This window comes from Micromonospora ferruginea (assembly GCF_013694245.2).
In the GTDB taxonomy this organism is placed as follows: Bacteria; Actinomycetota; Actinomycetes; order Mycobacteriales; family Micromonosporaceae; genus Micromonospora; species Micromonospora robiginosa.
The window spans coordinates 5,016,800-5,042,845 of sequence record NZ_CP059322.2; the positions used below are offsets into that span (position 1 = coordinate 5,016,800).

General features: G+C 73.1%; 20 protein-coding genes. 14 read left to right on the forward strand and 6 right to left on the reverse strand.

Going from position 1 to position 26,046, the window contains the following annotated elements:
* The first annotated feature begins 179 nt into the window (after positions 1-179).
* Positions 180-869, forward strand: coding sequence for a VHL beta domain-containing protein (locus H1D33_RS22045; RefSeq protein ID WP_181571347.1), 690 nt, complete (start codon positions 180-182; stop codon positions 867-869).
* 78 nt (positions 870-947) lie between these two features.
* Here H1D33_RS22045 and H1D33_RS22050 read toward each other — a convergent pair whose 3' ends face one another.
* The gene (locus H1D33_RS22050; protein WP_181571346.1) at positions 948-1,268 is read right to left on the reverse strand and encodes a CPCC family cysteine-rich protein; all 321 of its coding nucleotides are present in this window, start codon (positions 1,266-1,268) and stop codon (positions 948-950) included.
* Positions 1,269-1,613: 345 nt separating this feature from the next.
* Here H1D33_RS22050 and H1D33_RS22055 point away from each other — a divergent pair, with 345 nt between their 5' ends.
* From H1D33_RS22055 to H1D33_RS22070, 4 genes are all read left to right on the forward strand, one after another.
* A complete protein-coding gene (locus H1D33_RS22055) occupies positions 1,614-2,420 on the forward strand; it encodes an HAD family hydrolase (RefSeq protein WP_181571345.1) in 807 nt (268 codons plus the stop codon).
* Positions 2,421-2,561: 141 nt separating this feature from the next.
* The gene (locus tag H1D33_RS22060; protein ID WP_181571344.1) at positions 2,562-3,458 is read left to right on the forward strand and encodes a hypothetical protein; all 897 of its coding nucleotides are present in this window, start codon (positions 2,562-2,564) and stop codon (positions 3,456-3,458) included.
* Positions 3,455-4,819, forward strand: a complete 1,365-nt coding sequence (locus H1D33_RS22065; protein ID WP_181571343.1) for a methyltransferase family protein — start codon at positions 3,455-3,457, stop codon at positions 4,817-4,819. Before H1D33_RS22060 ends, H1D33_RS22065 begins: the two co-directional genes overlap by 4 nt.
* Positions 4,714-5,346 carry a TetR/AcrR family transcriptional regulator gene (locus tag H1D33_RS22070; RefSeq protein WP_181571342.1) on the forward strand — a complete coding sequence of 211 codons (633 nt, stop codon included), beginning with the start codon at positions 4,714-4,716 and terminating at the stop codon, positions 5,344-5,346. The genes H1D33_RS22065 and H1D33_RS22070 overlap by 106 nt, the downstream gene beginning before the upstream one ends.
* A gap of 6 nt (positions 5,347-5,352) precedes the next feature.
* On the opposite strand, the gene H1D33_RS22075 is transcribed toward H1D33_RS22070, so the two are convergent.
* Positions 5,353-6,099, reverse strand: coding sequence for a Fic family protein (locus H1D33_RS22075; protein ID WP_181571341.1), 747 nt, complete (start codon positions 6,097-6,099; stop codon positions 5,353-5,355).
* A 196-nt stretch (positions 6,100-6,295) separates the two neighbouring features.
* Here H1D33_RS22075 and acs point away from each other — a divergent pair, with 196 nt between their 5' ends.
* The 7 genes from acs (at position 6,296) to H1D33_RS22110 (ending at position 18,230) form a co-directional block, all read left to right on the forward strand.
* Complete coding sequence (acs, locus tag H1D33_RS22080) at positions 6,296-8,284, forward strand: acetate--CoA ligase (protein WP_181571340.1); 1,989 nt, start codon at positions 6,296-6,298, stop codon at positions 8,282-8,284.
* 207 nt (positions 8,285-8,491) lie between these two features.
* A complete protein-coding gene (locus H1D33_RS22085) occupies positions 8,492-11,284 on the forward strand; it encodes an immune inhibitor A domain-containing protein (protein ID WP_181571339.1) in 2,793 nt (930 codons plus the stop codon).
* A 347-nt stretch (positions 11,285-11,631) separates the two neighbouring features.
* Positions 11,632-14,094, forward strand: a complete 2,463-nt coding sequence (locus H1D33_RS22090) for an immune inhibitor A domain-containing protein (protein WP_181572629.1) — start codon at positions 11,632-11,634, stop codon at positions 14,092-14,094.
* 185 nt (positions 14,095-14,279) lie between these two features.
* Positions 14,280-14,687, forward strand: a complete 408-nt coding sequence (locus tag H1D33_RS22095; protein WP_246411934.1) for a hypothetical protein — start codon at positions 14,280-14,282, stop codon at positions 14,685-14,687.
* A 151-nt stretch (positions 14,688-14,838) separates the two neighbouring features.
* Positions 14,839-15,693 carry a helix-turn-helix transcriptional regulator gene (locus H1D33_RS22100; RefSeq protein WP_181571338.1) on the forward strand — a complete coding sequence of 285 codons (855 nt, stop codon included), beginning with the start codon at positions 14,839-14,841 and terminating at the stop codon, positions 15,691-15,693.
* 132 nt (positions 15,694-15,825) lie between these two features.
* Positions 15,826-17,160: a vanadium-dependent haloperoxidase gene (locus tag H1D33_RS22105; protein ID WP_181571337.1), complete on the forward strand. Its 1,335-nt coding sequence runs from the start codon at positions 15,826-15,828 to the stop codon at positions 17,158-17,160.
* A 137-nt stretch (positions 17,161-17,297) separates the two neighbouring features.
* Positions 17,298-18,230, forward strand: coding sequence for an alpha/beta fold hydrolase (locus H1D33_RS22110; RefSeq protein ID WP_181571336.1), 933 nt, complete (start codon positions 17,298-17,300; stop codon positions 18,228-18,230).
* 1 nt (position 18,231) lies between these two features.
* On the opposite strand, the gene H1D33_RS22115 is transcribed toward H1D33_RS22110, so the two are convergent.
* Both H1D33_RS22115 and H1D33_RS22120 read right to left on the reverse strand, forming a co-directional pair.
* Positions 18,232-18,597: a hypothetical protein gene (locus H1D33_RS22115; RefSeq protein WP_181571335.1), complete on the reverse strand. Its 366-nt coding sequence runs from the start codon at positions 18,595-18,597 to the stop codon at positions 18,232-18,234.
* Complete coding sequence (locus H1D33_RS22120) at positions 18,594-21,938, reverse strand: SseB family protein (RefSeq protein ID WP_246411932.1); 3,345 nt, start codon at positions 21,936-21,938, stop codon at positions 18,594-18,596. The genes H1D33_RS22115 and H1D33_RS22120 overlap by 4 nt, the downstream gene beginning before the upstream one ends.
* Before the next feature lie 152 nt (positions 21,939-22,090).
* Here H1D33_RS22120 and mycP point away from each other — a divergent pair, with 152 nt between their 5' ends.
* Complete coding sequence (mycP, locus tag H1D33_RS22125; protein ID WP_181571334.1) at positions 22,091-23,296, forward strand: type VII secretion-associated serine protease mycosin; 1,206 nt, start codon at positions 22,091-22,093, stop codon at positions 23,294-23,296.
* 43 nt (positions 23,297-23,339) lie between these two features.
* Here mycP and H1D33_RS22130 read toward each other — a convergent pair whose 3' ends face one another.
* A complete protein-coding gene (locus H1D33_RS22130) occupies positions 23,340-23,633 on the reverse strand; it encodes a WXG100 family type VII secretion target (protein WP_181571333.1) in 294 nt (97 codons plus the stop codon).
* 21 nt (positions 23,634-23,654) lie between these two features.
* Positions 23,655-23,972, reverse strand: coding sequence for a WXG100 family type VII secretion target (locus H1D33_RS22135; RefSeq protein WP_181571332.1), 318 nt, complete (start codon positions 23,970-23,972; stop codon positions 23,655-23,657).
* Between the two features lie 242 nt (positions 23,973-24,214).
* Here H1D33_RS22135 and eccE point away from each other — a divergent pair, with 242 nt between their 5' ends.
* A complete protein-coding gene (gene eccE, locus H1D33_RS22140) occupies positions 24,215-26,011 on the forward strand; it encodes a type VII secretion protein EccE (RefSeq protein ID WP_246411929.1) in 1,797 nt (598 codons plus the stop codon).
* The last annotated feature ends 35 nt before the right edge of the window (positions 26,012-26,046 follow it).

The following is a 26,046-nucleotide window of genomic DNA, read 5'->3' on the forward strand; positions in this document are numbered from 1 at the left end:
CCGAAGGCCCTTCTGTGGACAACGGCGCGATGTGGACAGACCTCGGTCGACGAGTGGATCTGCTATGCCACCGGGTCGGTACGGACAGACCGCCAGCCATTGACTAAGGGGATTGTCCGTCCCGCATAATCGGATCCCTTGCCGCAGCACGGACGGCACCGGCTCGCGGAATCGAGGCCATGACCGATCCACCGCAGGGCGCCGGAACCCCACCCGCCCGCCGCCACGCCCGTCCCGCGCCTCCGAACGGCGACGCCTGGCTCCGCGACCCGTCACCGGCCACGCTCGCCTCGGTGGCGATCGGGGTCGTGGTCGTCGTGCTGGTCGGCACGCTCAGCTTCTTCGCCATGCCGCGCCGACCCGACCTGCCACCGCCCATCGGCAGCGAGGCGATCCTGGCCTCCCCGACAGACTCCACGCCGGCCGCGGACCTGCCGACCGGGTCGTACTCCCCGGCGCCGGTGTCGCTCTCCACCCGCGCCGCGTCGCCGACCCGCCGGCCCGCGCCGCACCGGACCAGCCCGACCGCCCGGCCGCCCGCGCCGAGGCCCTCGGCCAGCAGCGCGAAGCCGCCCGCGCCCCGGCCGGGTGAGCTCACCCCGCTCCCGGCGTCCCGGGAGTCGACGCTGCGCTCGCGCAGCGGCGGCCCGGAGACGTTCGTCGACTTCGTCAACGCCCGGTCGGCGCCCGTCGTCGTCCACTGGCTCGACTACGGCGGCCAGCGCCAGCGGTACGCGGTGCTGCAACCGGGGCAGGCCTACCGTCAGCAGACGTTCCTGGGCCACCCGTGGGTGGTGACCGACGAGCGGGACCAGGCGCTCGTCTGCTTCGAGCCCGCGCCGCAGACGCTGCGGGCGGTCATCCGCTGATCCGGTCCACTATGGATGCTTTCGTCCTCGGGGTGTAGCGCCACGGCCACGCTCAGCGGTAATCACGGGCAGCGCGATTCACGAGGTGCGACCCTGATCGCCGGACGGATGTTCCTCGGGCAGGGGTGGCCGCACGTGTCGCAGGTCCCTCGGATCGGCCGCCCCGCAGGCGGTGAAGTTGCGGCGGGCTTCGAGCAGGCTCACATTCCGGTTCGGGCCGCCGCGTACCCGGCCGGCGTCGTGCTCGTCCTGACCGTCGTCCTCCCAGAAACAGACGTCGCAGATCTCGTAGCCGCCCCGCTCGCCCAGCGTGAGGAAGCCGCAGCACGGGCAGGCGTACGGGCCACCGTCCGGCCCGCGGTTCACGTTGACGAACTGCGCCGCGTCATCCCACCTCACGGCGCCCAGCCTTCCACCCGCGCGGAGGGGGAGCCACAAAGGGACGACCCCCGTCGGGGGGAGACGGGGGTCGTCGGGTGGTTCGGCTCCGGGGGGGTCGAGCCGAACCGACTCAGCGGTCACGGGGGGTGCAACCGCCGAGGGTGTGCGGGCGACCGGACGCGAACTCCTGTCGCGAGGACAAGCATGCCGCAGCCGACCCTTATACGTCGAGTGGTGTTCACTCCACGCAAAGCTAATTTCTCGCACAGAGATGTGACCACCGTCACTCCGCCGGGTACACCTTGCCCACCCGGCCCCGGGGTGGGCGGTCGCGGGCGTCCCGTCCGGCTAGACTTTCGCGCCGTGGGCCGTAGTGCCGCTTTCTTCGATCTCGACAAGACCGTCATCGCCAAGTCGAGCGCCCTGGCGTTCGGTCGGCCGTTCTACCGGGACGGGCTGATCACTCGGCGTGACGTGGTCAAGTCGGCGTACGCGCAGCTGATGTTCCGGCTGGGCGGCACCGACGAGCAGACCATGGCCCGGACCCGGGACTATCTGGCCACGCTCTGCAAGGGCTGGCCGGTGGAACAGGTCCGCCAGATCGTCGCGGAGACGCTGCATGAGCTGATCAACCCCTATGTGTACGCCGAGGCGGCCGCGCTCATCGAGGAGCACCAGGCCGCCGGGCGGGACGTGGTGCTGGTGTCCGCCTCGGGCGAGGAGATGGTCCGCCCGATCGGCGAGCTGCTCGGGGTGACCGACGTGATCGCCACCCGGATGGGGGTCGTCGAGGGCCGCTACAGCGGCGAGGTCGAGTTCTACGCGGCCGGTCCGAGCAAGGTCGACGCGGTGGGCGAGCTGGCCGGCGAGCGCGACTACGACCTGGCCGACTCGTACGCGTACTCCGATTCGTACAGTGATCGGCCGTTGCTGGAGTGCGTGGGGCACCCGAGCGTGGTCAACCCGGACCGGGCGCTGCGCAAGCTGGCGGCGGAGAACTCCTGGCCGGTGCTGGAGTTCCGGCACCCGATCCCGCTGGGCCGCCGGCTGCGGGAGCGGCCGGCGGTGCCGGTCGCGGCGGCGGCGCTCGGCGTGGGTGTCGGCGTGGCCATCGGCATCGCCTGGTACGGCCGGCACCGGCGCACCCGCGCCGCCGCGCCGACCGCCTGACCGGCCACCCGGCCGGATCTCGTCCGCATCGCCTGTCACCTCCGCGTGATCGCGTCGACGTCCCACGACAACGCTATTGAGCGAACGCTCAAAAGCACCTACGCTCCCCGTTAAGCGATCGCTCAAAACGGGGAGAACGACATGGACGAGCAGGACGAACAGCCACCCCGGCGCAGCCGTGCCAACTGGATCCTGGCGGGGCTGATCGCCACCTTCGGTGTGGTCGTCTTCGTGTTGACGGTGCGGGCCGGACAGGGCGACAGCGCGCTGCTCTTCGTGGCGCTGCCCGTCCTGTTGGCGGCAACGCTGGCCCTCACCCCGGGCCGGTCGACGCACGGCCGGGTCTTCACCGTCACCACCATCGTCCTGCTGCTCGCGGCGGTGGCGCTGCACGAGGGCGCCGTCTGCGTCGCGTTGGCCGCACCGCTGGTCTACGCGGTGGCCCACGGTGTCACCGCGCTGGTGCACGCGCTGGCGAAGTCGTCGCGGACCTACGCGATCGTGGCCGTGCCACTGCTCCTCCTGCCGGGGCTGGAAGGCACCTCGCTGGCACCACGGGTCTCCCCCGAGCAGCGGGTCGAGGTGGTGCGCGTGGTGGCGCTCCCGGCCGACCAGGTGGCCGCCCGACTGGCCGCCGGCCCTCGCCCGACGCCGGTGCGCGCGCTTCCCCTGCGAGCCCTCGGCGTTCCGGCGCCCGACCGGATCAGCGGTGACGGGCTCAACGCCGGCGACCGCTGGATGTTCGGCTACCACGGCAGCGCGCACGGACCCGGCGGTCACCTGGTCGCCGAGGTCGAGTCCAGCGAGGCGCGGCACGTCGCCTTCCGGTTCGTCCAGGACACCTCGATCACCGCCCGCTGGTTCACCTGGCGGCACGCCGACCTCCGGTGGCGGTCGATCGACCCCGGGCACACCGAGGTCCGGATCGTCGTCGACTACCGGCGGGGCCTCGATCCGTCCTGGTACTTCGGACCCCTCCAGCAGTTCCTCCTCGCTGAGGGGGTCGGGCACCTGCTCGACATGACGAGGCTGCGATGACGGCGGCCCGCTACCTCGCGCTGGCCGTACCCCTCGCGGCGGTGATCGTCACCGGCCGGCACGAGCGGGACCGGAACGTGCGTGCGGCGGCGCTGCTGGCCTTCCTGGCCGCCATGGTCGGCATCGCCGCGCTCAACGAGGTGGCGCGCTCGACCGCCTGGTACGGCTTCGCCCCGGTGCGGGGCACCTACCGAGGCATGCCAATCGACCTCTGGATCGGCTGGGCGGCCCTGTGGGGCCCGCTCCCGGTGCTGCTCCGCCGGGCGTTGCCGCTGCCGCTGGCGTTGGGCCTGCTGCTCTGGCTCGACGCGGTGGCGATGCCCGCGCTGCACCCGCTGGTGCGGCTCGGCCCGCACTGGCTGGTCGGTGAGCTGCTCGGCCTGGTCGCGGTGGCCCTGCCGGCGCAGATGCTCGGCCGGTTCTGCGCCGACCGGCGTCACCTACCGGCCCGCGCGCTGCTCCAGGTCGCCCTCTTCGCCGCCGTGCTGCTCTGGTTCCTGCCGTCGGTGGCCTTCGAGGTGGGGGACGGTTCGTGGACCCGGCTGACCGCGCTGCCCCCGTCCGCGGCGGTGCTGGTCGCGCAGGTCGCTCTTTTGGTGGCGACGCCCGCGCTCATCGCCGTGCGGGAGTTCGTGGTCCGGGGCGGCGGCACCCCGTACCCGTGGGATCCGCCCGGCCGCCTCGTCACCACCGGTCCGTACGCCTACCTGGCCAACCCCATGCAGTTGGGCGGGGTGGCCCTGACGCTGTTCCTCGGGGTGCTGACCGGAAGCGGCACCCTGCTGCTGACGGCGGGCGCGGCGGTGGCTTTCTCCACGGCGGTCGCCGGGCCGCACGAGCGGCACGACCTCCACACCCGCCACGGCGACTCCTGGCACGACTACCGGCGGCAGGTCCGGACCTGGTGGCCGCGCTGGCGGCCGTACGCGCCGGAGCGACCCGCGGTGCTCTGGCTCGACGACGACTGCGGGCCGTGCGGGGCGACGTGGCGGTTTCTCGCCCGGCGCGACCCGGTAGGGCTGATCGTCCGACCTGCCCGGGAGCACCCCGGAGTCCTGTGGCGGGCCGGCTACGCGGGCGGCGACGGTCACGAGGAACGGGGGGTGGCCGCCGTCGCCCGCGCGCTCGAACATCTCCACCTGGGCTGGGCCCTGGTCGGGTGGACCCTGCGGTTGCCCGGCGTGACCTGGCTGGCCCAACTGACCACCGATGCGATGATCGCACCGCCGCATCCGGTGAAGCCCCGAGGAGAGCCATGTCCGACACCAAGCAGCGCCTCCTCGACGGGGCGATCGCGGCAATCCGTCAGCACGGCATCGCCGGCATCTCGGCGCGGACCATCGCGGCCTCGGCCGGAGTGAACCAGGCGCTGGTCTTCTACCACTTCGGCAGCGTGGACGACCTGCTGACCGCGGCCTGCCGGGCCAGCACCGCCGACCGGGTGGCGCACTGGTCGGTCGCCCTGTCCGGGGTCGGCTCGCTGCGGGAGCTGCTCGCCGTCGGGCGCTCCCTGCACGAGCGCGAGCGCGAGTTGGGCAACGTCTCGTTCCTCGCGCAGATGCTCGCCGGCGCGCAGACCGACGAGCGGCTGGCCGCGCCGACCGCCGGTGCCCTCCAACTCTGGGTGGACGAGATCGAAGCGGTCCTGCGCCGGCTGCTCGCCGGCTCCCCGTTCGCCGAGATCGCGGACGTTCCCGGCCTGGCCCGGGCCGTGTCGGCCGCGTTCGTCGGCCTGGAGCTGTACGACGGCGTCGACCGGGTGGCCGCCGATCGGGCCCTGGCGGCGCTCGACCAGCTCGCGGTGCTGATCGAGATCGTCGACGACCTGGGGCCGCTGGCCCGGCGGGCGCTCCAGGCGAAGGTCAACCGGGCGGTCCGGCGGGACTGAGCCGGTTCAGGAGGCGGCGAGCAGGTCGTCGCCGATGATCGTGATCTGGTCCGCGCCGACCTCCACCGCGCTCAGGTAGTGGCGCAGCCAGGACCGCAGTCCGTCGGGGGTGCCGGTGGCGAACGCGCCGGCCGCGCCGACGTACTCCGGTTCCCGCTCCCGGTGCCCGACGTCCACGGCGACCAGCCCGCGGGGGTCGAAGCCGGTGGAGATCAGCACCAGCCGCGCGGCGGCCCGGGCCACCACGCCGGAGGGGCCGGGGAACGGGCGGAGGTTGAGCAGTTCGCCGTGCACCACGGCGGCGAGCACCAGCGGTGGCACCTTCGTGCCGCCGGCCACCAGGTCGGACAGGGCGTCGAGCCGGGCGGCCACCACCGGGTCGGTGACCGGGCGGCCGAGTTCCGCCTCGGTCACCACGTCGCGGGCGGCGAGCACGTGCAGCCGGGCGAGCACCTGCCGGGGGGCCTTCGGCCAGAGGTCGCTGAGTCCGGGCAGCGCGCCGGCCACCCGCAGCGCGCCCTGGAGCACCGGGTCGGTGACGGTGCCGGCGCGTACCTCCTCGCGGTCGTGGTCGCGGCCCTCCAGCGCCGCGCTGGCGACCGCGGAGCGGAGGCTGATCTCGGCGGCGAGCGGCCCGCCCTGGCGGCGCAGCGCCCGGTGCCGGTGGGCCTGGTCGACCCGGTCGCGGGCGCGCTCGACGGCGGGCGCGACGTCGGCGAGCGCGAGCAGCGGGGCCAGCGGATCAGTGGTCACCCTGACAAGGTACGGGGTGTTAAGCGGGGCCCCTTCCTCTACCGGAGGCGTTAACCGGGGCCCCCGCCTTACACCTCAGCGCGGAGGGGGAGCCGCTGAGCGCGCGGAGCGGGGCGGGCGGTCGCGGGCGCGGTACGGCGGGACTAACCTTCCCCGGAGTAGGGAGACGCAGGTCACGCGACGAAGGAGTCACCGTATGAGCGAGGCATTGGCCAATCTGCTGAACGAGACGCGCCAGTTCCCGCCACCGGCCGAACTCGCCGCCAACGCCAACGTGACCGCGGCGGCGTACGACGAGGCGGCCGGTGACCGGCTCGCCTTCTGGGAGCGCCAGGCCGGCCGGCTGACCTGGGCGCAGCCGTGGGAGCAGGTGCTCGACTGGTCGAACGCCCCGTTCGCGAAGTGGTTCACCGGTGGCCGGCTCAACGTGGCGTACAACTGCGTGGACCGGCACGTGGAGGCGGGCCACGGCGACAAGGTGGCGATCCACTGGGAGGGCGAGCCGGGCGACACCCGCACGGTCACCTACGCCGACCTGCACCGGCTCACCTGCCAGGCGGCGAACGCGTTGACCGAGCTGGGCGTGACCGCCGGCGACCGGGTGGCGATCTACCTGCCGATGATCCCGGAGGCGGCGGTGGCGATGCTCGCCTGCGCCCGGATCGGCGCCACCCACAGCGTGGTGTTCGGCGGCTTCTCCGCCGACGCGTTGACCAACCGGATCCAGGACGCCAGCGCCAAGGTGGTGATCACCGCGGACGGCGGGTTCCGCCGGGGCAAGCCGTCGGCGCTGAAGCCGACCGTGGACGAGGCGGTGGCGAACTGCCCGTCGGTGGAGCACGTGCTGGTGGTGCGCCGCACCGGCGAGGAGGTCGGCTGGTCGGCGAAGGACCACTGGTGGCACGAGGCGGTGGAGAACGCCTCGCCGGAGCACGAGGCGCAGCCGTTCGACGCCGAGCACCCGCTGTTCATCCTCTACACCAGCGGCACCACCGCCCGGCCGAAGGGCATCCTGCACACCACCGGCGGCTACCTGACACAGGCGTCGTACACCACGCACGCGGTCTTCGACCTGAAGCCGGAGACCGACGTCTACTGGTGCACGGCCGACATCGGCTGGGTGACCGGCCACTCCTACATCGTCTACGGCCCGCTCTCCAACGGCGCCACCCAGATCATGTACGAGGGCACCCCGGACACGCCGCACAAGGGCCGGTTCTGGGAGATCGTCGACAAGTACAAGGTCAGCATCCTCTACACCGCGCCGACGCTGATCCGCACCATGATGAAGTGGGGTGAGGACGTCCCGGCCGGCTACGACCTGTCGTCGCTGCGCCTGCTCGGCAGCGTCGGCGAGCCGATCAACCCGGAGGCGTGGATCTGGTACCGGCAGTACGTGGGCCGGGGTGAGCTGCCGGTGGTCGACACCTGGTGGCAGACCGAGACCGGGGCGATGATGATCTCGCCGTTGCCGGGCGTGACCGAGGCGAAGCCCGGTTCGGCGATGGCGCCGTTGCCCGGCATCGCCGCCGACGTGGTCGACGACCAGGGCGAGTCGGTGCCGAACGGCGGCGGTGGCTACCTGGTGCTGACCGAGCCGTGGCCGTCGATGCTGCGCACCATCTGGGGCGACGACAGCCGGTTCCTGGAGACCTACTGGTCGCGGTTCGGCGCGGGCGCGAACGCCGGCGACAAGTGGGTCTACTTCGCCGGCGACGGCGCCAAGAAGGACGACGACGGGCACATCTGGCTGCTCGGCCGGGTCGACGACGTGATGCTGGTGTCCGGGCACAACATCTCCACCACGGAGGTCGAGTCGGCGCTGGTCAGCCACCCGTCGGTGGCGGAGGCGGCGGTGGTGGGCGCGACCGACCCGACGACCGGGCAGGCGATCGTGGCGTTCGCCATCCCGCGCGGCAGCGCGGAGATCTCCGGCGACGCGGGCGAGCAGCTCATCGCCGAGCTGCGCAACCACGTGGCGAAGACGCTCGGCCCGATCGCCAAGCCGCGGCAGATCATGCTGGTGCCGGAGCTGCCGAAGACCCGCTCCGGCAAGATCATGCGACGACTGCTGCGGGACGTGGCGGAGAACCGGTCGCTCGGGGACGTGACCACGCTCCAGGACTCCTCGGTGATGGACCTGATCTCCTCCGGGATGGGCGGGGGCCGGTCCGACGAGGACTGACCAGGGCGGTAACCGGGGGGCGGGTCGCGCGGCGGCCCGCCCCCTCGTCGTACGCGAAGATCATGCCGGTCGATCGGCCGAGGCGCACTGGCCTGTTCACCCCTGTCGATGGCGCGCCGAGTCGACTACCTTCAGCCGCAACCGGCGGATTTCGACAGGTGTCACTGAGTCGACCGGTCCCTCACCATTCCCGACGATCGGAGTGGCATGCTCCCCATTTCGCAGTCCAAGGCGGGCAGACGACTACTCGTCGCGCTGCCCGCCATCGCCCTCGCGGCCACGTCGCTGACCGCGACGGGCAGCGCGGCGGCCCAGCCGTCCCGGCCCGCACCGGCGACCATCGCGGCGGACGAGTACTACATCAACTACGCCGAGCCCGAGGTGCAGCCGGACACCGGCGGCAAGGAGACCAAGGGTAGGGACGGGGTCTTCTCCTCCCCGGCCGACGAGGCCCGCGCCTACGACCGCAAGTACGCCGGCGGCAACCCGGCCACGGCGCGTGAGCTGGCCAAGCTGGAGGCCAAGTCGATCCGGACCGGGCAGAGCCCGCGAAAGATCAAGAAGGCCAAGAGCACCCAGACCGCCAAGCTGCTGACGCTGCTGGTCGAGTTCAACGACAAGGCCAACGACGACTTCACCAACGTGATGGTCCCGAAGACGGTCTTCGAGGACCGCACCTGCGTTCCCGGCACGGTGCAGAACGGGCCGCGGCACAACACCATCCCGAACCCGGCCACCCTGCCGCACAAGGACAACAACTCGATGTGGGTGCCGGACTTCTCCCCGGCCCACTACGACAAGATGCTCTACACCAAGAAGGGCATCACGGAGCGGGTCCGCAAGGACCTCAAGGGGCCGGACGGCAAGCCGGGCATCAGCCTGGCCGGGCGGACCATGCACAACATGTACCTGGAGATGTCCAAGGGCGCGTACACCGTGGACGGGCAGGCCAGCCCGTGGATCACGGTCCCGCACTCGGAGGGCTGGTACGCGGCGTCGCGCTGCTTCCAGGACGAGAACGGCAACTGGGTCGCCGGGCGTGAGCAGTCGATGAACGGCCACCCGGACAACCCGCAGGGCGCGGGCCGGCTCGCCACCGACGCGATCGACGCGCTGGCCGCCGCCGACCCGAGCTTCCCGTGGGCCGACTACGACATCGAGGACCAGAGCGACCGCGACGGCGACGGCAACTTCCACGAGCCGGACGGCGTGATCGACCACCTGGTGCTGGTGCACGCCAACCAGGGCAAGTCCCGCGGTGGCGGCGACGTCGGCGTCTACTCGGTCTGGGCGCACTCGTCCACCGTGGCCGGCGGCTACACGATCCCCGGCACCAACCTGAAGGTGTCGAACTACATCGTGCAGCCGGAGGACGCCGGCGTCGGCGTCTTCGCCCACGAGTTCGGGCACGACCTCGGCCTGCCGGACCTCTACGACACCTCGGGCAACGCCGACTCCGACGTGGACTTCTGGGACCTGATGGCGTCCGGCTCGCACTCCGGCGAGATCTTCCAGGCGCTCCCCACCCACATGGGCCTCTGGGACAAGTGGGTGCTCGGCTGGGCCGAGCCGAAGACCTTCGGGCCGGGTGACCGGGCCAAGCTGGTCAAGCTCGGGCAGACCTCGCGTACGCCGGTCGGCACCGAGGACGGCATCAAGATCGACCTGCCGGACAAGGTGATCACGCTGGCCGAGCCGCACAGCGGCGCGAACATGTGGTACTCCGGCGCCGACCAGGCGTGGGCGGACGTCAAGCTGAGCCGCACGGTGACCGTCCCGAACGCCGCCGACGCGAAGTTCTGGATGTGGAACGACTACGTCATCGAGGAGGACTGGGACTACGGCTTCGTCGAGGTCTCCACCGACGGCGGCGCCACCTGGACCGAGCGCAAGGTGTACGACGAGTCCGGCGCGCTGGTCTCCACCGACGACGGCTACGCCGACCCGAACGGGCGGATGGTCGACTTCGGCAACAAGAAGTACGGCCTGACCGGCAGCACCGACGGCTGGCGCCACGACTACGTGGACCTGTCGCCGTACGCCGGGCAGACCGTGCAGGTGCGGCTGCGGTACGCCACCGACGAGGCGTTCCAGGAGCGCGGCTGGTTCGCCGACGACTTCTCGGTGACCGGCGGCGGCGCCACCACGTGGAGCGACGACGTCGAGGGCGGGGCGGCCGGCTGGACCCAGACCGGCGGCACGTTCACCGACACCAGCGGCGCCGGCTGGCACACCGACTCGGGCACCCAGGTCAAGTCGCACTACTACCTGGCCGAGTGGCGCAACTTCGACGGCTTCGACAAGGGCCTGAAGTACACCTACGACACCGTCTACTCGCACGAGGCGTGGAAGGTCGACCGGATCTCCTACAACGCGCCGGGCATGCTGGTGTGGTACCGGGACACCGAGCTCGGCGACGTCAACCACGTCACCGGGCAGATGACCGCGCTGCCCAGCTACGGCGCCAAGGGCGGGCTGCTGATCGTCGACTCGCACAACGACCCGCTGCGCCGCACGGGCGAGGCGGCGGCGAAGGACCCGTCGGTGCTGAAGAACCTGCCCAGCCGCCCGCAGTCGTCCAACGCCGCGTTCGGGTTGACGAAGACGTACCCGTTCAAGGAGTGCCTGGAGGCGTCGGACGAGCCGTACAGCGAGTACTGCACGAAGTTCGGCGCCCAGGCGCCGGTGCGGGCCTTCACCGACGCCAAGGGCTGGTACCCGGGCATCGAGATCCGCGACGGCGCCGCGTACGCGCGGGACAACGACGCCTCGGTGGTCGTCCCGTCGAAGGGCAACCAGAAGTACACCACCCGGGTGGTGAACCCGGACGGCAGCCCGGCGACCGACTGGTACGGCACCGAGTTGGGTGGCGGCGCGATCGTGCTGGGCACCGGCAACCCGCGGGACGCGGGTGTCGCGTACGGCACCTCGATCGTCATCCTGAAGGCGGCGAAGGACAACGCGTACGCCACGGTGTTCGTGGTCCCGCCGAAGAACTGATCAACAACGCTAAACCGGAACCGGAATGCCCGGAAAAATGGGCTGAACGGTCCGGATGAAGGGAAGGGTCGGGAGCGGCATCGCTCCCGACCCTTCCGCATATCCACAGGTGTCGTTGGAATCGGCCGAACGGACATCGGCGCTGGTCAGCGCCCCGCCGATCGGCCGGGGTGTGACGGGGAAAGACGCCGCCAACAAAAAGTTGCCACAAATCGACGCGCGCATCTTCCCACCGGTCCCGGCAGTGTCTATGTTCACCAAGGGTCCCACTTGTGGGACGTTCCACCGGCCCGTACCCCCAAGGGCCGGTTCCCTCACACCGGAGGTACCACGTGCGCAAAGTCGCAGTGGGTCTGCTCGGGCTTTCGCTGACCGCGACGGGGCTGATGGCAGGTACGTCCGCCAGTGCCGCGCCGACGCCGAAGCTGCCGACCACCGCTCCGTCGGTGGCCGAGCCTGCGCAGGCTGAACACGACCTGCCCAACCCGCTCGAGGACAAGCGGCGCGCGCTGCGCCAGGAAGGCCTCAGCGAGGTTCTGTCCGGCAGGGCGAAGGCCCAGAAGATCAACGGCAGCACGGTCGTCAAGGTTGGCGAGACGGCTGCCGAGGGTGCCTCGGCGGGCAAGGCCGCCCGGAGCACCAAGGCCGGCAAGGGTCCGACCAAGGACCAGTACGTCGAGCTCTCCCGCGAGCGGACCGACAAGATCTTCGTCATCCTCGCGGAGTTCGGCGACGAGCGGCACCCGGATTTCCCGGACAAGGACACCGACCCGAACACCGCGGGTCCGACCAAGTTCGACGGGCCGCGCGTCAACCAGATCCCCCAGCCCAACCGGGCGGTGGACAACTCCACGGTCTGGCAGCCGGACTACAGCGCCGAGCACTACCGGCAGCTGTACTTCGGCACCAAGCCGGGTGACGAGTCGCTGAAGCAGTACTACGAGGCCCAGTCCTCGGGTCGGTACAGCGTCGAGGGCGAGGTCACCAACTGGGTCAAGGTCAAGTACAACGAGGCCCGGTACGGGCGCTCCGACGACCCGAAGGCCGACGACGACCCGACCGGCGACCCGGCGGTCTGCGACAGCAATGTCTGCAGCAACACCTGGGACCTGGTCCGGGACGCCGCGAACCAGTGGGTCGCCGACCAGAAGAAGCAGGGCCGGACGGACGCGCAGATCGCCGCGGACGTCAAGTCGATGGACGAGTACGACCGTTACGACTACGACGGCGACGGCAACTTCAACGAGCCCGACGGCTACATCGACCACTTCCAGATCGTCCACGCCGGCGGCGACCAGGCCGACGGTGACCCGATCCAGGGTGAGGACGCCATCTGGAGCCACCGCTGGTACGCGTACGCCAGCGACCAGGGCAACACCGGTCCGGCCGACTTCCCGGCCGGTGGCACGCAGATCGGCAACACCGGCGTCTGGATCGGCGACTACACGATCCAGCCGGAGAACGGTGGCCGGAGCGTCTTCTACCACGAGTACGGTCACGACCTCGGTCTGCCGGACGACTACAACGTGGGCACCAGCGCCGACAACAACAACGAGCACTGGACCCTGATGGCCCAGAGCCGGCTCGGCGCCAAGAACGACGCCGGCATCGGTGACCGCGGTGGTGACCTGGGCGCGTGGAACAAGCTCCAGCTCGGCTGGCTCGACTACGAGACGGTCGTCGCCGGTCAGAAGCGCACCCTGAACCTGGGGCCGCAGGAGTACAACTCGTCCAAGGCGCAGGCTGCCGTCGTGGTGCTGCCGCAGCGGGAGTACACGTTCCAGAACGGCAAGCCGTTCGAGGGTACGAAGCAGTACTTCTCCGGTAACGCGGACGACCTGAACAGCTCGATGACCCGGACCCTGGACTTCACCGGGAAGTCGACGGCCGCTCTCACCATGAAGGGCCGGTACAACATCGAGACCGGCTTCGACTACATGTTCTTCGAGGCGTCGCTCGACGGCGGTAGCAGCTGGGTGAGCCTGCCCGGCACCGTCGACGGTCGGCCGCTGAAGGAGATCTCCCCCGGCCGCTTCGCCCTCGACGGCAGCAGCAGGGGCAACTGGGTCGACGTCAACATCCCGATGGACGCGGCGGCCGGCAAGGTCGTGCAGTTCCGGCTGCGCTACCAGACGGACGGCGGTGTGTCCTCCGGCGGCTTCTACGGTGACGCCATCACCGTGACCGCCGACGGTCAGACCGTTCTCGCCGACGGCGCCGAGGCCGGCACCAACGGCTGGACCCTGGCGGGTGGCTTCGGCATCGTCGAGGAGACCTACACCCGCAAGTTCGACAACTACTACATCGCGGGCAACCGGTCCTACGTCTCGTACGACAAGTACCTGAAGACCGGCCCGTACTTCTTCGGCTACGCGAACACCCGCCCGGACTACGTGGACCACTACGCGTACCAGGAGGGTCTGCTGATCTCGTACTGGAACCTGCGTTGGGCGGACAACAACACCGCTCCGGCGTCGGCGACCAACCCGGGTGGTCACCCGGGTGAGGGTCGGAACCTGTACATCGACTCGCGTCCGCGGCCGCTCTACAACCTGACCGGGCAGCCCTGGCGGGCCCGCGTCCAGGTCTACGACGCGCCGTTCAGCCTGAAGAAGGCCGACTCGTTCACCCTGCACATCAACAGCCAGCCGCAGTACATCCGCGGTCAGGCCGCTGCTCCGGTGTTCGACGACAGCAAGCAGTACTGGTTCGCCGAGCTGCCGAACCACGGTGTCAAGGTCCCGAACAACGGGGTCAAGATCCGCGTGGTCGAGCAGAACGGCACCTCGATGAAGATCCGCATCTCCTGATCCACGGATCGTCGCACCACAGCGAGGCCCGGGCGGTTCCACCGCCCGGGCCTCGCCCCGTTCCGGGGGAACCAGCGGGCGCCGCCCCGCGTCGGACCCTCGTGACCCCTCGCACCGCCCTACGGACCGCCCTGGCGACGACTCTCGTCGCCGCGCTCGCGGGCTGCGCCTCAACCGGAGACCCGATGCCCCGAGACGAGCAGGTGTCCCCCGCCGCGTCCACGCCCGCGCCGTCGGGCCCGGCCGCGTCCACGCCCGCATCGCCCGGGCCGGCGGCCTCCGGCTCACCGGCCGCACCGGCCGGTCGCCCCACCCCGCTCTCCGCCACCCGGCCGCCGATCCCGCGCCGGCCTGCCGGGCCGCCGAAGAAGCCCACCGACGCCCGTCCGGCCGGCGTGGTGGCCGGCTGGATCACCCGGGGTGGCACCGGTCCCTGCTACGGCCTGGTGGACGAGAACGGCCGGGAGTACGCGCTGCACGGCCCGGACGCCGGCGAGCTGCGCGAAGGCGCGTTCGTCTCGCTGCGCCTGGCCCCCGGTGACTCCGCCGTCGACTGCGGCCCCGGCGTGCCGATGCGGATCGTGACCGACTGACTCCCGACAGCACACGTCCGTCCTCCGGTCAAGGGAGGTACGGACGATTGACCCGACCTGCGGAAGCAACGACGATCGTCACTGCGTGGCTGCCGGTCGGGTCGGGCGACCGCCATGGCTCCCGGGCAGCCGCGTGGCAACGGGGGGCACCATGTCTGGAGAGCTGCTGTCCGACGACGTCCATCGAGAGACTTTCCGTCCCACCGCGAGAGCGGTCAGCGACCGGCACGCGTCCGTTCTCGACGAGCTGCGCCGTTCGATCTCCACCAGCCAACACGATCTGCACCGGGCGCAGAGCCACCTCGCCGAGGCGAGCAGCGAGTTGCAGTGGTGGATCAGTCGGCTCGGCGAGGGGGCACAGCCCAGTGAGCCGGGCATCGACGTGGTGGCGGACGACCCGGAGTTCCGTCGGCTCTCGGGCCGGCTCTGCGAGCGGGAGGCGGCAGGTTGCCGGCTCCTGCACGGCGAGCCGTCCGGCGGCGCCGCGCCGGAGCATCCGATGCCCGCGCCGGGCGACGCCGGGCACCGGGGCGTCGCGGCGCGTACGCGGCTGGAGGCGGCGGACTACCGGGACGCGGTGACCCGGGCGGGCCGCTCCGGTCACCGCTTCCGGGTGCTGCCCCTCCTGGTCACCACGATGCAGCTCGCCGACGGGGTCGCGCTGCTCTCGCTGCGGCAGCCGGCGGGTCCGGTCGGTCTGCTGCTCCGCCGCGCCGAGCTGGTGGAGTTGGCGCGCCAGCACTTCGACGGGGCCTGGGTCCGGGCGCTCCCGGTCGACCCCGGTCGGACGGCGCTGGACGCCCCGCCGGACGCCGACCAGCCGTCCGAGGTGCAGCTTGAGATCCTCCGGCTGGCCGCGGTGGGCGCCAAGGACGAGTCGATCGCCCGCAGCCTGGGCCGCAGCACCCGGTGGGTGCGGCGGCACTTCGAGATGCTCGAGGAGCAGCTCGGCGCGGTCAACCGGATGACCCTCGGCATCGCGGCGGTCCGCCGCGGCTGGATCTGATCTTGCAACTTGCGGACCGCGGGCCACTCCGCCCTGCCGCGCCGCGCGAGCCGACGACATGATCGGTGCATGTCGATGGAACTTCCACCGGCACACCCTCTACAGAGGGACCCGGAACGGGGAAGGATCACCTTGCGAAGGACACCCCTGCGGCGACTTGCCGCAATCGCGCTCACCGCCGTCACCGCGATCGGTGGGCTGGTCGCCGTGCAGTCCCCGGCCGCTGCCGTGTCACCCGGCTTCGACCACACGATCTACTGGAACGACGTCCTGCTCAAGACCTACCGGGCCGTGGGCGGCCCGCCGACCGTCCTGGCCCGGGCCGGGGCGATGATGCACCTCGCGATGTGGGACGCCACCGCCTCGCTGTCCGGCACCCAGAGCGCCTACCTGGGCAAGGTGAGCCGGCTCCCGAACTGGAGCTACGACCTCGACATGAACGTCGACGCGGCCGCCGTCAAGGTGCTGCGGGCGGTCTTCCCGACCCGCGACTTCACCGCCGACTACCAGGGCGCCCGCGTCTTCCCGCCGATCGGCGAGCCGGGCCCCGAGGGATGGAGCACGAGCGTCGGCGACGGCACCGCACAGAACATGATCAACGCCCGGGCGAACGACGGCTCCGGGAACAACACCGCGTACACCCCGACCATCGCCGCCGGGCAGTGGCGGCCCACCGAGGCCGGCACGGTCGCGGCCAGCCCGAACTGGGGCCGGGTCACGCCGTTCGCGCTGACCTCCTCCTCGCAGTTCCGCCCCTCGCTCCCCGGCGGCTTCACCACCATCACCTCGATGCTGACCAGTTCCACGTACGCGACCCAGGTCAACGAGGTGCGGAACTACGGCGGGTCCACCAGCACGCTCCGCACCGCCGACCAGACCCAGGCGGCCTTCTTCTGGGCCAACGACCTCAACGGCACCTACAAGCCCCCGGGCCAGCTCTTCGAGCACACCCAGATCATCGCCAAGGCCAAGGGCACCGCCGCGACGAGCCGACTCTTCGCCCTGGTCGCCATGGCCATGGCGGACGCCTCGATCGCGGCCTGGGACGCCAAGTACGAGACCACCATCGACCTGTGGCGCCCGGACACCGCGATCGAGGAGCCGCAGAGCGACGGCAACGCCGCCACCACGCCCAACAAGGCGTGGGAGCCGCTCTCCACGGCCGCCGACGGCACCCACTTCTCGCCCAACTTCCCGGCGTACATCTCCGGTCACGCCACCTTCGCCGGGGCCTGGGCAGGCGTCATGAAGCGGTTCTACGGCACCGACGCGGTCACCTTCACCGCCACCACCGAGGACCCCAAGGCGTCCGGGGTGCAGCGCACCTTCACCTCCTTCTCCGCCGCCGCCAACGAGAACGCCCTCAGCCGGCTCTGGCTGGGCGTGCACTACCGGTGGGACGCCGACGCCGGCCTGGCGACCGGCGACGCGGTGGCCAACCGGGTGTTCAGCAACTACCTCCGCTGACCGTCACGACGCGGGGCCGGCGACGCCGTCGCCGGCCCCGCGCTCGCGTCCCGAGCAGCCCGGCGCATCCCGGAGAAATCCCTGATCCTGAGCACCTGCGGGGCCGGCGGAGAACCGCCGGCCCTAGGCTGAGCCCCATGACCGACCAGCGCGGCGGGGCCGCCGACGAGTCCTGCGTGATGCCCGAAGGGCCGTGGACGCACCGGTTCGTCGGCGCCAACGGCAGCCGGTTCCACGTCGTCGAGGCGGGCACCGGCCCGATGGTGCTCCTCCTGCACGGCTTCCCGGAATACTGGTACGCCTGGCACGAGATGCTCCCCGCGCTCGCCGACGCCGGCTTCCGCGCGGTCGCCGTCGACCTGCGCGGTTACGGCGCGAGCGACAAGCCACCCCGGGGGTACGACGGCTACACGCTCGCCGCCGACGTGGCCGGCCTGATCCGGGCGCTCGGTGAACGCTCGGCCACGGTGGTCGGCACCGGCGCCGGTGGCCTCATCGGCTGGACCGCCGCTTCGTTCCACCCCACGCTGGTCCGCCGGCTCGTGGTGCTCGGCGCGCCGCACCCGCTCCGGCTGCGTACCGCGATCGTCGCCGACCCGCGCGGCCAGTTCGCCTCGGCCACCGCGACGTTGAAGTTCCAGCTCCCCCGCTACGAGCACATGCTGACCCGGGACGGCGCCGCCGAGGTGGAGGAGATGCTGCGCCGGTGGGGCGGGCCGCGCTGGGTCGACGGGCCGGACTTCGCCGACTACGCCCGGTGCTGCCGGGTGGCGATGCAGATCCCGCAGGCCGCGTTCTGCGCGCTGGAGGGCTACCGCTGGGCGTTCCGGTCGGTGCTGCGGCTGCACGGCTACCGGTTCGTGAAGCTGATGCAGAAGCCGCTGGTCACGCCGACGCTGCAACTGCACGGCGCGCTGGATGAGGCGTCGCTCCCCCGCACCGCCCAGGGCTCCGGCCGCTACGTCAGCGCGCCGTACGAGTGGCGGCTGCTCGACGGGGTCGGCCACTTCCCGCACGTGGAGGCACGCGACCTGGTGCTCGGCGAGATCCTGCGGTGGGCGAAGTCCTGACTCAGACCCGCTGCTCGCCCAACCCGGCCACCTCGGTGGCGGGCGCCCAACCCTGGTAGACGCCGAAGTCGAACGCCTCCAGCCCCATCGCCTCCGCCACCGGCCAGCGCCCGCCGGTGTACTCCACCCGCAACCAGCCCTCGTGCTCGGCCAGCACGATGAACGGCTGCCCCTGCCAGGTGCAGGTGGTCCGCACGTACGCCAGGTCGTCCACCTCGACCGCCGGCACCACCCGGACGTACCGGCCGGGGCGTACCTCGGTGAAGCCCTCGTCCGGTTCCGGCTGGTAGAGGCGGACGTCGTCGCCGTCCGGGCTGGCCTGGTACTCCCGGCCGTGCCAGCGGGCCACGTAGCCGTCGCGGGTCACGCCTCGTCCGCCTTCCGCCAGAGCAGCGCGTCGGTGTCCAGGACCGCGACCAGCCGGGCGTCGCCGTCCGCCCCGACCCGCCACAGCTCGGCGCCGTGCGGCAGCCGCGCACTGTCCACCTTGAACTCGGCGACCACGTCGCTGCTCTCCCCCGGCGCGAAGCCGTTGCCGCGGAACGGGGGCCGCTCGATCACCCAACCCTCCATCGCGCGCATCGCGGCCTCGTTCTGCCCGCCGTACGGGATCCGGTAGAGGCTCGGCCGGTAGGCCGGCCAGCGCAGCAGGTAGAACTCCTCGTCGTCGGGGGAGAACGGGGAACCGGGATGGCCGAGGCCGAGGGCGTCGAACAACTCCGCCGGGGTACGCAGGTGGGCCAGCTCGCCGGCCCGGTGCACGAACCCGGAGACCCGGTCGTAGCCCCGCTCCAGGTAGTAGGCGAGCTGACTCGCCGCGATCGCCTTCTGCATCGTCACCGGCCGGCTCGGCGGCGTCGCCGGGGCGTCCGTCCGGGGCTGGGCCTTCGGGGCCGGCGTGGAGGCGGCCGGCTCCGGCTCGGTCTCCGGGTCGTCGCCGAGCCCCACCTCGGCGGCCCAGTTGGCCAGCGCGAGAACCTGCTCCCCCGGGTACGCCGCACCGACCGGGCTGCCCGGGTTCACCAGGAACGACCAGTTCTCGTCCGGCCACCGGCGGATGAGCTGGACGAACTTGACCCGCATCGTGTCGACCGGGCCGTCGGCATGCTCGGCGAGCCGCTCCGGCGACGTGTAGACCACCACGTACCGCACCCCGTCGACCGTCTCGGTGCGCCAGGAGAAACCCTTGTCACCGGGGCGGCTGCCCGGCGCCGAGTCGAACGCGACCGGCAGCAGCACCCGGGCCAGCAGCAGGGTGGTGAGGAAGCCGTCCGCGTTCCCGCTGCCGAGAGCGGCCAGCAACTCCTCCTCGACCTCGTTGGCCGGCTCGAAGTCCGGATCGTCCGCCGGGGTCGCGGTGCCTCCGGTGGCCGGCTCGGCCCCGGTCCGCTCGACGTCGCCGGGCCGGTACGCCGTCTCCCCGGCCTGGTCCGACCCCGCCGGCTCGCCCGACCCCGCAGGCTCTCCCGACCACGCCGAGTCGAACAGCGCCGTGGTGGGCTCCTCGGGCGGCACCGGCGTGAACAGCGCGGTCGTCGGCTCCTCCGGCGCGTACCGCGACGTGGTCGGCTCGGCCGAGGCCGCCGGGGCGAACGCCGTCGTCGGCTCCACCGACGACGTCGGGCCGAACAGCGCCGTGGTCGACTCCTCCGACGCCGCCGGCGCCGACGCGAACGACACGGTGGCCGACTCCTCCGGCGACACCGGCGCGAACAACGACGTGGCCGGCTCGACCGAAGCCGCCGGGGCAAACGCCGTCGTCGACTCCTCCGACGACGCCGGGGTGAACAGCGACGTGGTCGGCTCGACCGAAGCCGCCGGGGCAAACGCCGTCGTCGGTCCCACGGACGCAGCCGGGTCGAACAGGGACCCACCCCGCTCCGACGCCGACGACGTCGACGCGAACAGCGCCGTGGTCGACTCCTCCGACGCAGCCGGTGCCGACGTGAACGACACGGTGGCCGGCTCCTCCGGCGACACCGGCGCGAACAACGACGTGGTCGGCTCCGGCGCGGACGCGAACGACGACGGGGGCGGCTCCACGGACGCGGCCGGGTCGAACAGCGACCCACCGCGCTCCGACGCCGACGACGTTGGCGCGGACAGCGCCGTGGTCGACTCCGCCGGCGCCGGCGCGAAGAACGACGAGGTCGGCTCCTCCGACGAGACCGGCGCGAACAGCGATGTGGTCGGCTCGGCGGGGGATGCCGCCTCCTCCGGAGAACGCGGCGCGAACAGTGACGTCGTCGGCTCGCCGGAGGACGCGGCCGACCGGGCGAGTGGCACGGTCAGGTCGTCGGGCCCGGCCATCGGCGGGAGCGGGGCCGTCGCCTCCTCGTCCGGCACGGTCGGGTCGGCCGGCGGGTCCGCGAGCGTCGGGGCGGCGTACTCGTCCGCGGCCGGTGGCGACCAGGCCGGCACCGGCTCGGTCAGGTCGCGGGCCTCGACGACGATGCCCTCGATGACGATCGGCGTGAAGTCACGACGCGGCGCGGGCGGGGCGGACACCGGCTCGGCCATCGACGGCGGCAGTTCCTCCGCCTCCACCGGCGCGTCCGGGACGGGCCAGCCGGGGGTGTCCCGGTCCGGGGCGGCCGGCGCCGTCTCGTCCGACGTGGGCACGGCCGGGCCGGCGTGCCGGCGGGGCAGCGTGCGGGTGACGTCCTCGGGTGGGCGGGCCGGCTGGAACGGTGTGGCCGCCTCGACCGGCCGGGGCGGCGGCGGCTCGTCCGCGCCCACCTGGAACGCCCGGGTCGGGTCCTCGCGTACCGGCTCGTTGAGCGGCCGGCGCCGTGGGAACGGCTGGCCGCCGGCGAACCGGGACGGCGGGGTCGCCCGGTCGCCGGAGCGCCGGGGCGCGTCCAGCGGCGAGGACCGTCGGCTGGACCGTCCGGAGGTCGGCTCGAAGAAGGACCGGGCCGGTGGTGGCGCCGGCGGCACCGGCGCCTCCTCGGCCGGTGCGGTGCGGCCGGCCGCGAACGGGTCCGGCTCGTCCGGCCGGCGACGCAGGTCGGTGAGCCAGCCGTCGAGCGCGTCCGGGGCGGCGCCGTCGCCGGGCGCGACCCGGCCGCGGTCACCGGTGGCCGGCTCGCGGCGGCGGGACGAGGCGGCCGGGACACGGCGCCCCAGGACCGGAACGGTCCGCATCGGCACGGTGGCCGGCTCCTCGGGCTCCGCCACCCGGCCGATCGGCTCGGGCGGGACCGGAGGCGCGGAGGCGGCGGGAGCCGGGACGAGCGGATCCTCGCGGGCGGATCCGGTGACGCCGTTGCGGGCGGCCCGGGTGGCGCTCTCCACCCGCTCCAGACGGGCTCGCGCGCCCATGGTCCGGCCGGGCAGCCGGACGTCACCCCGGGCGAGCTGGGCGACGTACCAGGCGGGCAGGTAGCCCTCGACCGGCAGGCCCGGGTTGACCGCCAGCCACCACTCCTGGTTGGGCCAGCCGGCGGCCAGATCCGGGTACGACAGGCGACGCGTGGCGCCGGCGTTCTCCCCCAGGCTGGCGCGAAGCGCGGCGACGGAGGTGAACGCCAGCACGTGCGTCCGACCACCGGAGGTCCAGGTGCCCCAACCGGCGGTCGAGCCACCGGCGACCGGCAGCACAAGATCGACGTGGGTCAGCACCCGGAAGTATCGTTGCTGGTCCTGCGCGTGCAGCGCGTCCCGCATCGCCACCTCGGCCTCGGTGGCCGGCTCCCATCCGGTCACGGCCACCTCTCCTTCCGTGAACAGGCCACAGGCATCGCCTACAACCTACAAGGTGGTAACCACATCACAATGCCTGGCCATCGACGGACGACCGTGGCGTCGGCGAGGCGCTAACATCCCGTTCCGGAGTCGACACGTTACGGAGGTCGTCGATGGCTCGGCACCTCGCGCGTCCGGCCCTGGCCACCCTGGCGACCCTCCTCGCCACCGGCCTGCCCGCCGCTCCGGCGGCGGCCCGCGCGCCGTCCGGCTGCGCCGCGCCGCCCGCGCCGGCCCGTCCGGTGGCCGAGCAACCATGGCCCCAGCAACGGTACGCGCCGGAGCGGCTCGCCCCGCTCGCGACCGGCGCCGGCGTGGTGGTGGCGGTGGTCGACTCGGGGGTGGACCGGTCCCACCCGCAACTCGCCGGCCGGGTGCTGGCGGGCGCGGACTTCCTCGACCCGGGCGGGGACGGCACCCGGGACTGCGCCGGCCACGGCACCGGGGTGGCGAGCATCATCGTCGCCACGCCACGACCGGGCGTCGCGTTCCGCGGGCTCGCGCCGGGCGCGCGCATCCTGCCGGTCCGGGTGAGCGAGCAGCAGGTGGTCGAGGGGCGGGAGTCGGGACGCACGGTCGACGCGGCCGGCTTCGCCCGGGCCGTCCGCTGGGCGGTGGACCACGACGCGGACGTGCTCAACCTGTCCGTCGTGCTCTACGCGGACGACCCGGCCGTACGCGCCGCGGTGGCGTACGCGGTGCGGCGGGACGTGGTGGTGGTGGCCGCCGCCGGCAACCTGCACGACAACGGCGATCCCCGGCCCTACCCGGCGGCCTACGACGGGGTGCTCGGGGTGGGTGCGATCGGCTCGGACGGCTCGCGCGCCGCCTTCTCCCAGACCGGCGCGTACGTCGACCTGGTCGCGCCGGGCGGCGAGGTGCTGATGGCCGCACCCGGACAGGGCCACCACCGGGCGGAGGGGACCAGCTATGCCACGCCGTTCGTGGCCGCCACCGCGGCGCTGCTGCGGCAGTATCGCCCAGGGCTGAGCGCGGCCGAGGTCGACGCCCGGATCCTGGCCGCGACCGACCCGGCGCCGGGGCGGGGCGAGGGCTACGGCGCGGGGGTGCTCAACCCGTACCGCGCGGTGATCGAGGCGCCCGGCGGGGTGGACGCCCGCCCCCGGGGCGGAGCCGCGCTGCCCGCCGACCGGCCGGACCCGGCCGCGGTGACCCGCCAGTCCCGCCGCGACACGGCCCGGGACCGGGCACTGCTGGTGGCCGGCGTGACAGGTGGCGTGGCGGTGCTGGTGGCGCTGCTGGCCGTGGTGCTGCCCCGGGGAGCACGTCGGCGTTGGCGGCCGGCCGGCCCGGCCTGACCGGCGGAGGCGGCCCGGGTGGGGCACCCGGGCCGCGCCCGGATCAGTGGAACAGGTTGGCGTTGCGCTTCTCGGTGTCGAGGTAGTCGGCCGCGGAGTCCTCCACGGCGAGCTTGATGTCGCGCAGCATCGCCTGCATGTCCTGGGAGGCGGCCCGCCACCGGGACTGCCGCTGCTCGTACGCCTCACGCGCCTCGCCGTTCCAGCTCGCCACCAGCGGTGCGGCGTCGCGTTCGAGCTGCGCGAGTTGGCTCTCGAGGGTGGTCAGCGCCCGTTGGATGTCCGCGCCGGCCTGTTGCAGGGCGGCGAAGTTGACGACCAGCACACCGTGCTCCATGGTCCCGTCCCTTCCGATGCTCTAGAGCGGCAGCTGGATGCCGCGGTTGGTGCCCGACACCCGGCCGGCGGCCTCGGTGTCGGAGACGTCGTAGTGCCGGCCGGCGCTGCGGATCGCGGTGGCGGTCTCGCGCAGCGCCCGCTGAAGGGTCGCCTGGTCCTGCGCCCACTGCTGCTTGACCTGCGTGAACGAGCGCCCACCGGCGCCCCGCCAGGCCTGCTGCAGCACCTCCAGCTCGGCCATCAGGCCGCTCAGCATGGTTTGCAGCGACTGGTCGACCTGCTCGAACTTCGCGGCGGTCTGCTGCATCACCGCGGCTTCTGCCTGGGTCTGGGACATCCCGGACGTCACCTCGTCTCCTCGGTCGTGGCTGGTCACCGATGTGACCACCGTGGACTCGTCGGCGCGGCGCTCGCGGCCGCCGGAGGGGAGGGGACGGCGGGCGCACGCGTGACGATTTTCGTCGCTGACGGTAGCCGTCCCAGTCCGGTTCTGCTACCCCCCGGGGCTCCCCTGTGGACAACGACGCCACTACGATGAGCCACGGCGGCGTCACCCGGCGGGCCGGACGAGGAGGTGTGGTGACCGCGACCACGACCGACCGGCCCACCTCCGCGACCGCGTCGGCACCACAGTGGAGGCGACGACCGGCCACCGCGGTGCGCGCCGGCCAGGTGGTGACCACGCAGGTCGCGGCCGCCGTGCTCGTGGCCGCCGCGGGGCGTGGTGTCGTGCCCACCGCGGTCGCGCTGCTGACCGCGGCGCTGCTGCTGCCCGCCGCGTGGGTCCGGTTCCGGGGCCGCTGGTGGCACGAGTGGCTGACCGTCGCCGTGGCGTACCTCAGTCGTCGCCGCACCCTCCCCGCGGCGGCCGATCCGGCGGCGCTGCTGGAGCTGGTCGGGCCGGGCACGGTGGTGCACGCCGCGGAGCTGGCCGGTGGCCCGGCCGCCGTGCTGCACGACGAGGCCGGGCTGACCGCGCTGCTGGAGATCGGCGATCCGGACGATCTGCTCGGCGACCACCCGCAGGCTCTGCCGGCGCCGCACGACCTGCTTCCCCCGGCCGGCCCGGAGAGCCCTCCGGTCCGGCTCCAACTGCTCTTCTCGGCATCCCCGGCGCCCGTGCCGGCCGTCGCCGGCGGCCCGGCCGGCACGTCCTACCGCCAACTCACCGACGGGCGGCTGGCCGGGCGCGCCCGGGTGGTGCTGGCGGTCCGGGCGGTACGGGCCGACGGTTGGCCGGACGACGAGCTGCTGCGGGCGCTCGCCGGCACGGTCCGGCGGATCGTCCGCCGGCTCGGCCCGCTCACCGGCCGCCCGCTGGGCGTGCCGGCGGCGCTGCGGGTGATCGCCGAGCTGGCGCACCACGACGCCGGCGCGCCGGCGCGGGAGACCTGGTCGATGCTCACCGTGGGCGGGTTGCCGCAGGCCACCTGGCGGCTGCGCCGCTGGCCGGACCCTCGGGGTGAGGCCGTTCGCTCGCTGGTGCCCCGGTTGCTGGCGGTGCCGGCCACCGCCAGCACCGTCGCGCTCGTCGTCGGACCCCGCGTCGGCGCCGCGCCGGCCCCGGCCGAGCTGACCGTCCGGGTGGCCGCCGGGAGCGCGGCGGAGCTGGCCGCGGCCGAGCGGGCGCTGGGCCGGGTGGCCGCCGACGCGGGAGTGGAGCTGCGCCGCCTCGACGGCGAGCACCTGACCGGGCTGGCCGCCACCCTGCCGCTGGCGGCGACCGGGGCGGGCGCGCCTCCGGCCGGCTCCCCGCCGACCGCGCCGGACCTGCCGGTCGGCGGGTCCGGGCTGATGGTGGGCGCCAACCGGCGTGGCGGCCCGCTCACGGTCCGGCTGTTCCGGCCGGCGACCACCCGGGTGCTGCTGGTCGGCGGGGTGCCGGCCGCGCAACTGATCGTGCTGCGGGCGTTGGCGCTCGGCGCGCGGGTGGCGGTACAGACCGCCCGGCCGAGGGCCTGGGAGGCGTTCGTCCGGGGGGTCGGGGCGCCGGTGCCGCTGGTCCCGCCCGGGCGGCCGGTCGGCGGCCCACCCGGTTCGCCGTTGCGGCCGCTGCTGCTGGTGGTCGACGCCGGCCCGGTGCCGCCGGAGGCCGGTCCGACGACGGCCTGGCAGTCCGTGCTGGTGGTCCGCGACGAGCTGACCCCGGCGGACGCACCGGCGCTGGCCCGCGCCGACCTGGCCGTCCTGCAACCGCTCGACCCGGCCGAGGCGGCGCTGGCCGGCACGGCGCTCGGTCTCGGCGCCTCCGCCGACTGGCTCACCCGGATCCGCGACGACATGGTGGCGGTGGTCAACCGGCGGGCGCTGCGGTGGGCGCTGCTCTCGCCCACGCCGGTCGAGTCGCAACTGGTCGGTCGCCCGACCCGGCGCTGAGCCGTCGGCACGGGTTCCGCGGGCGGAACCGGCGT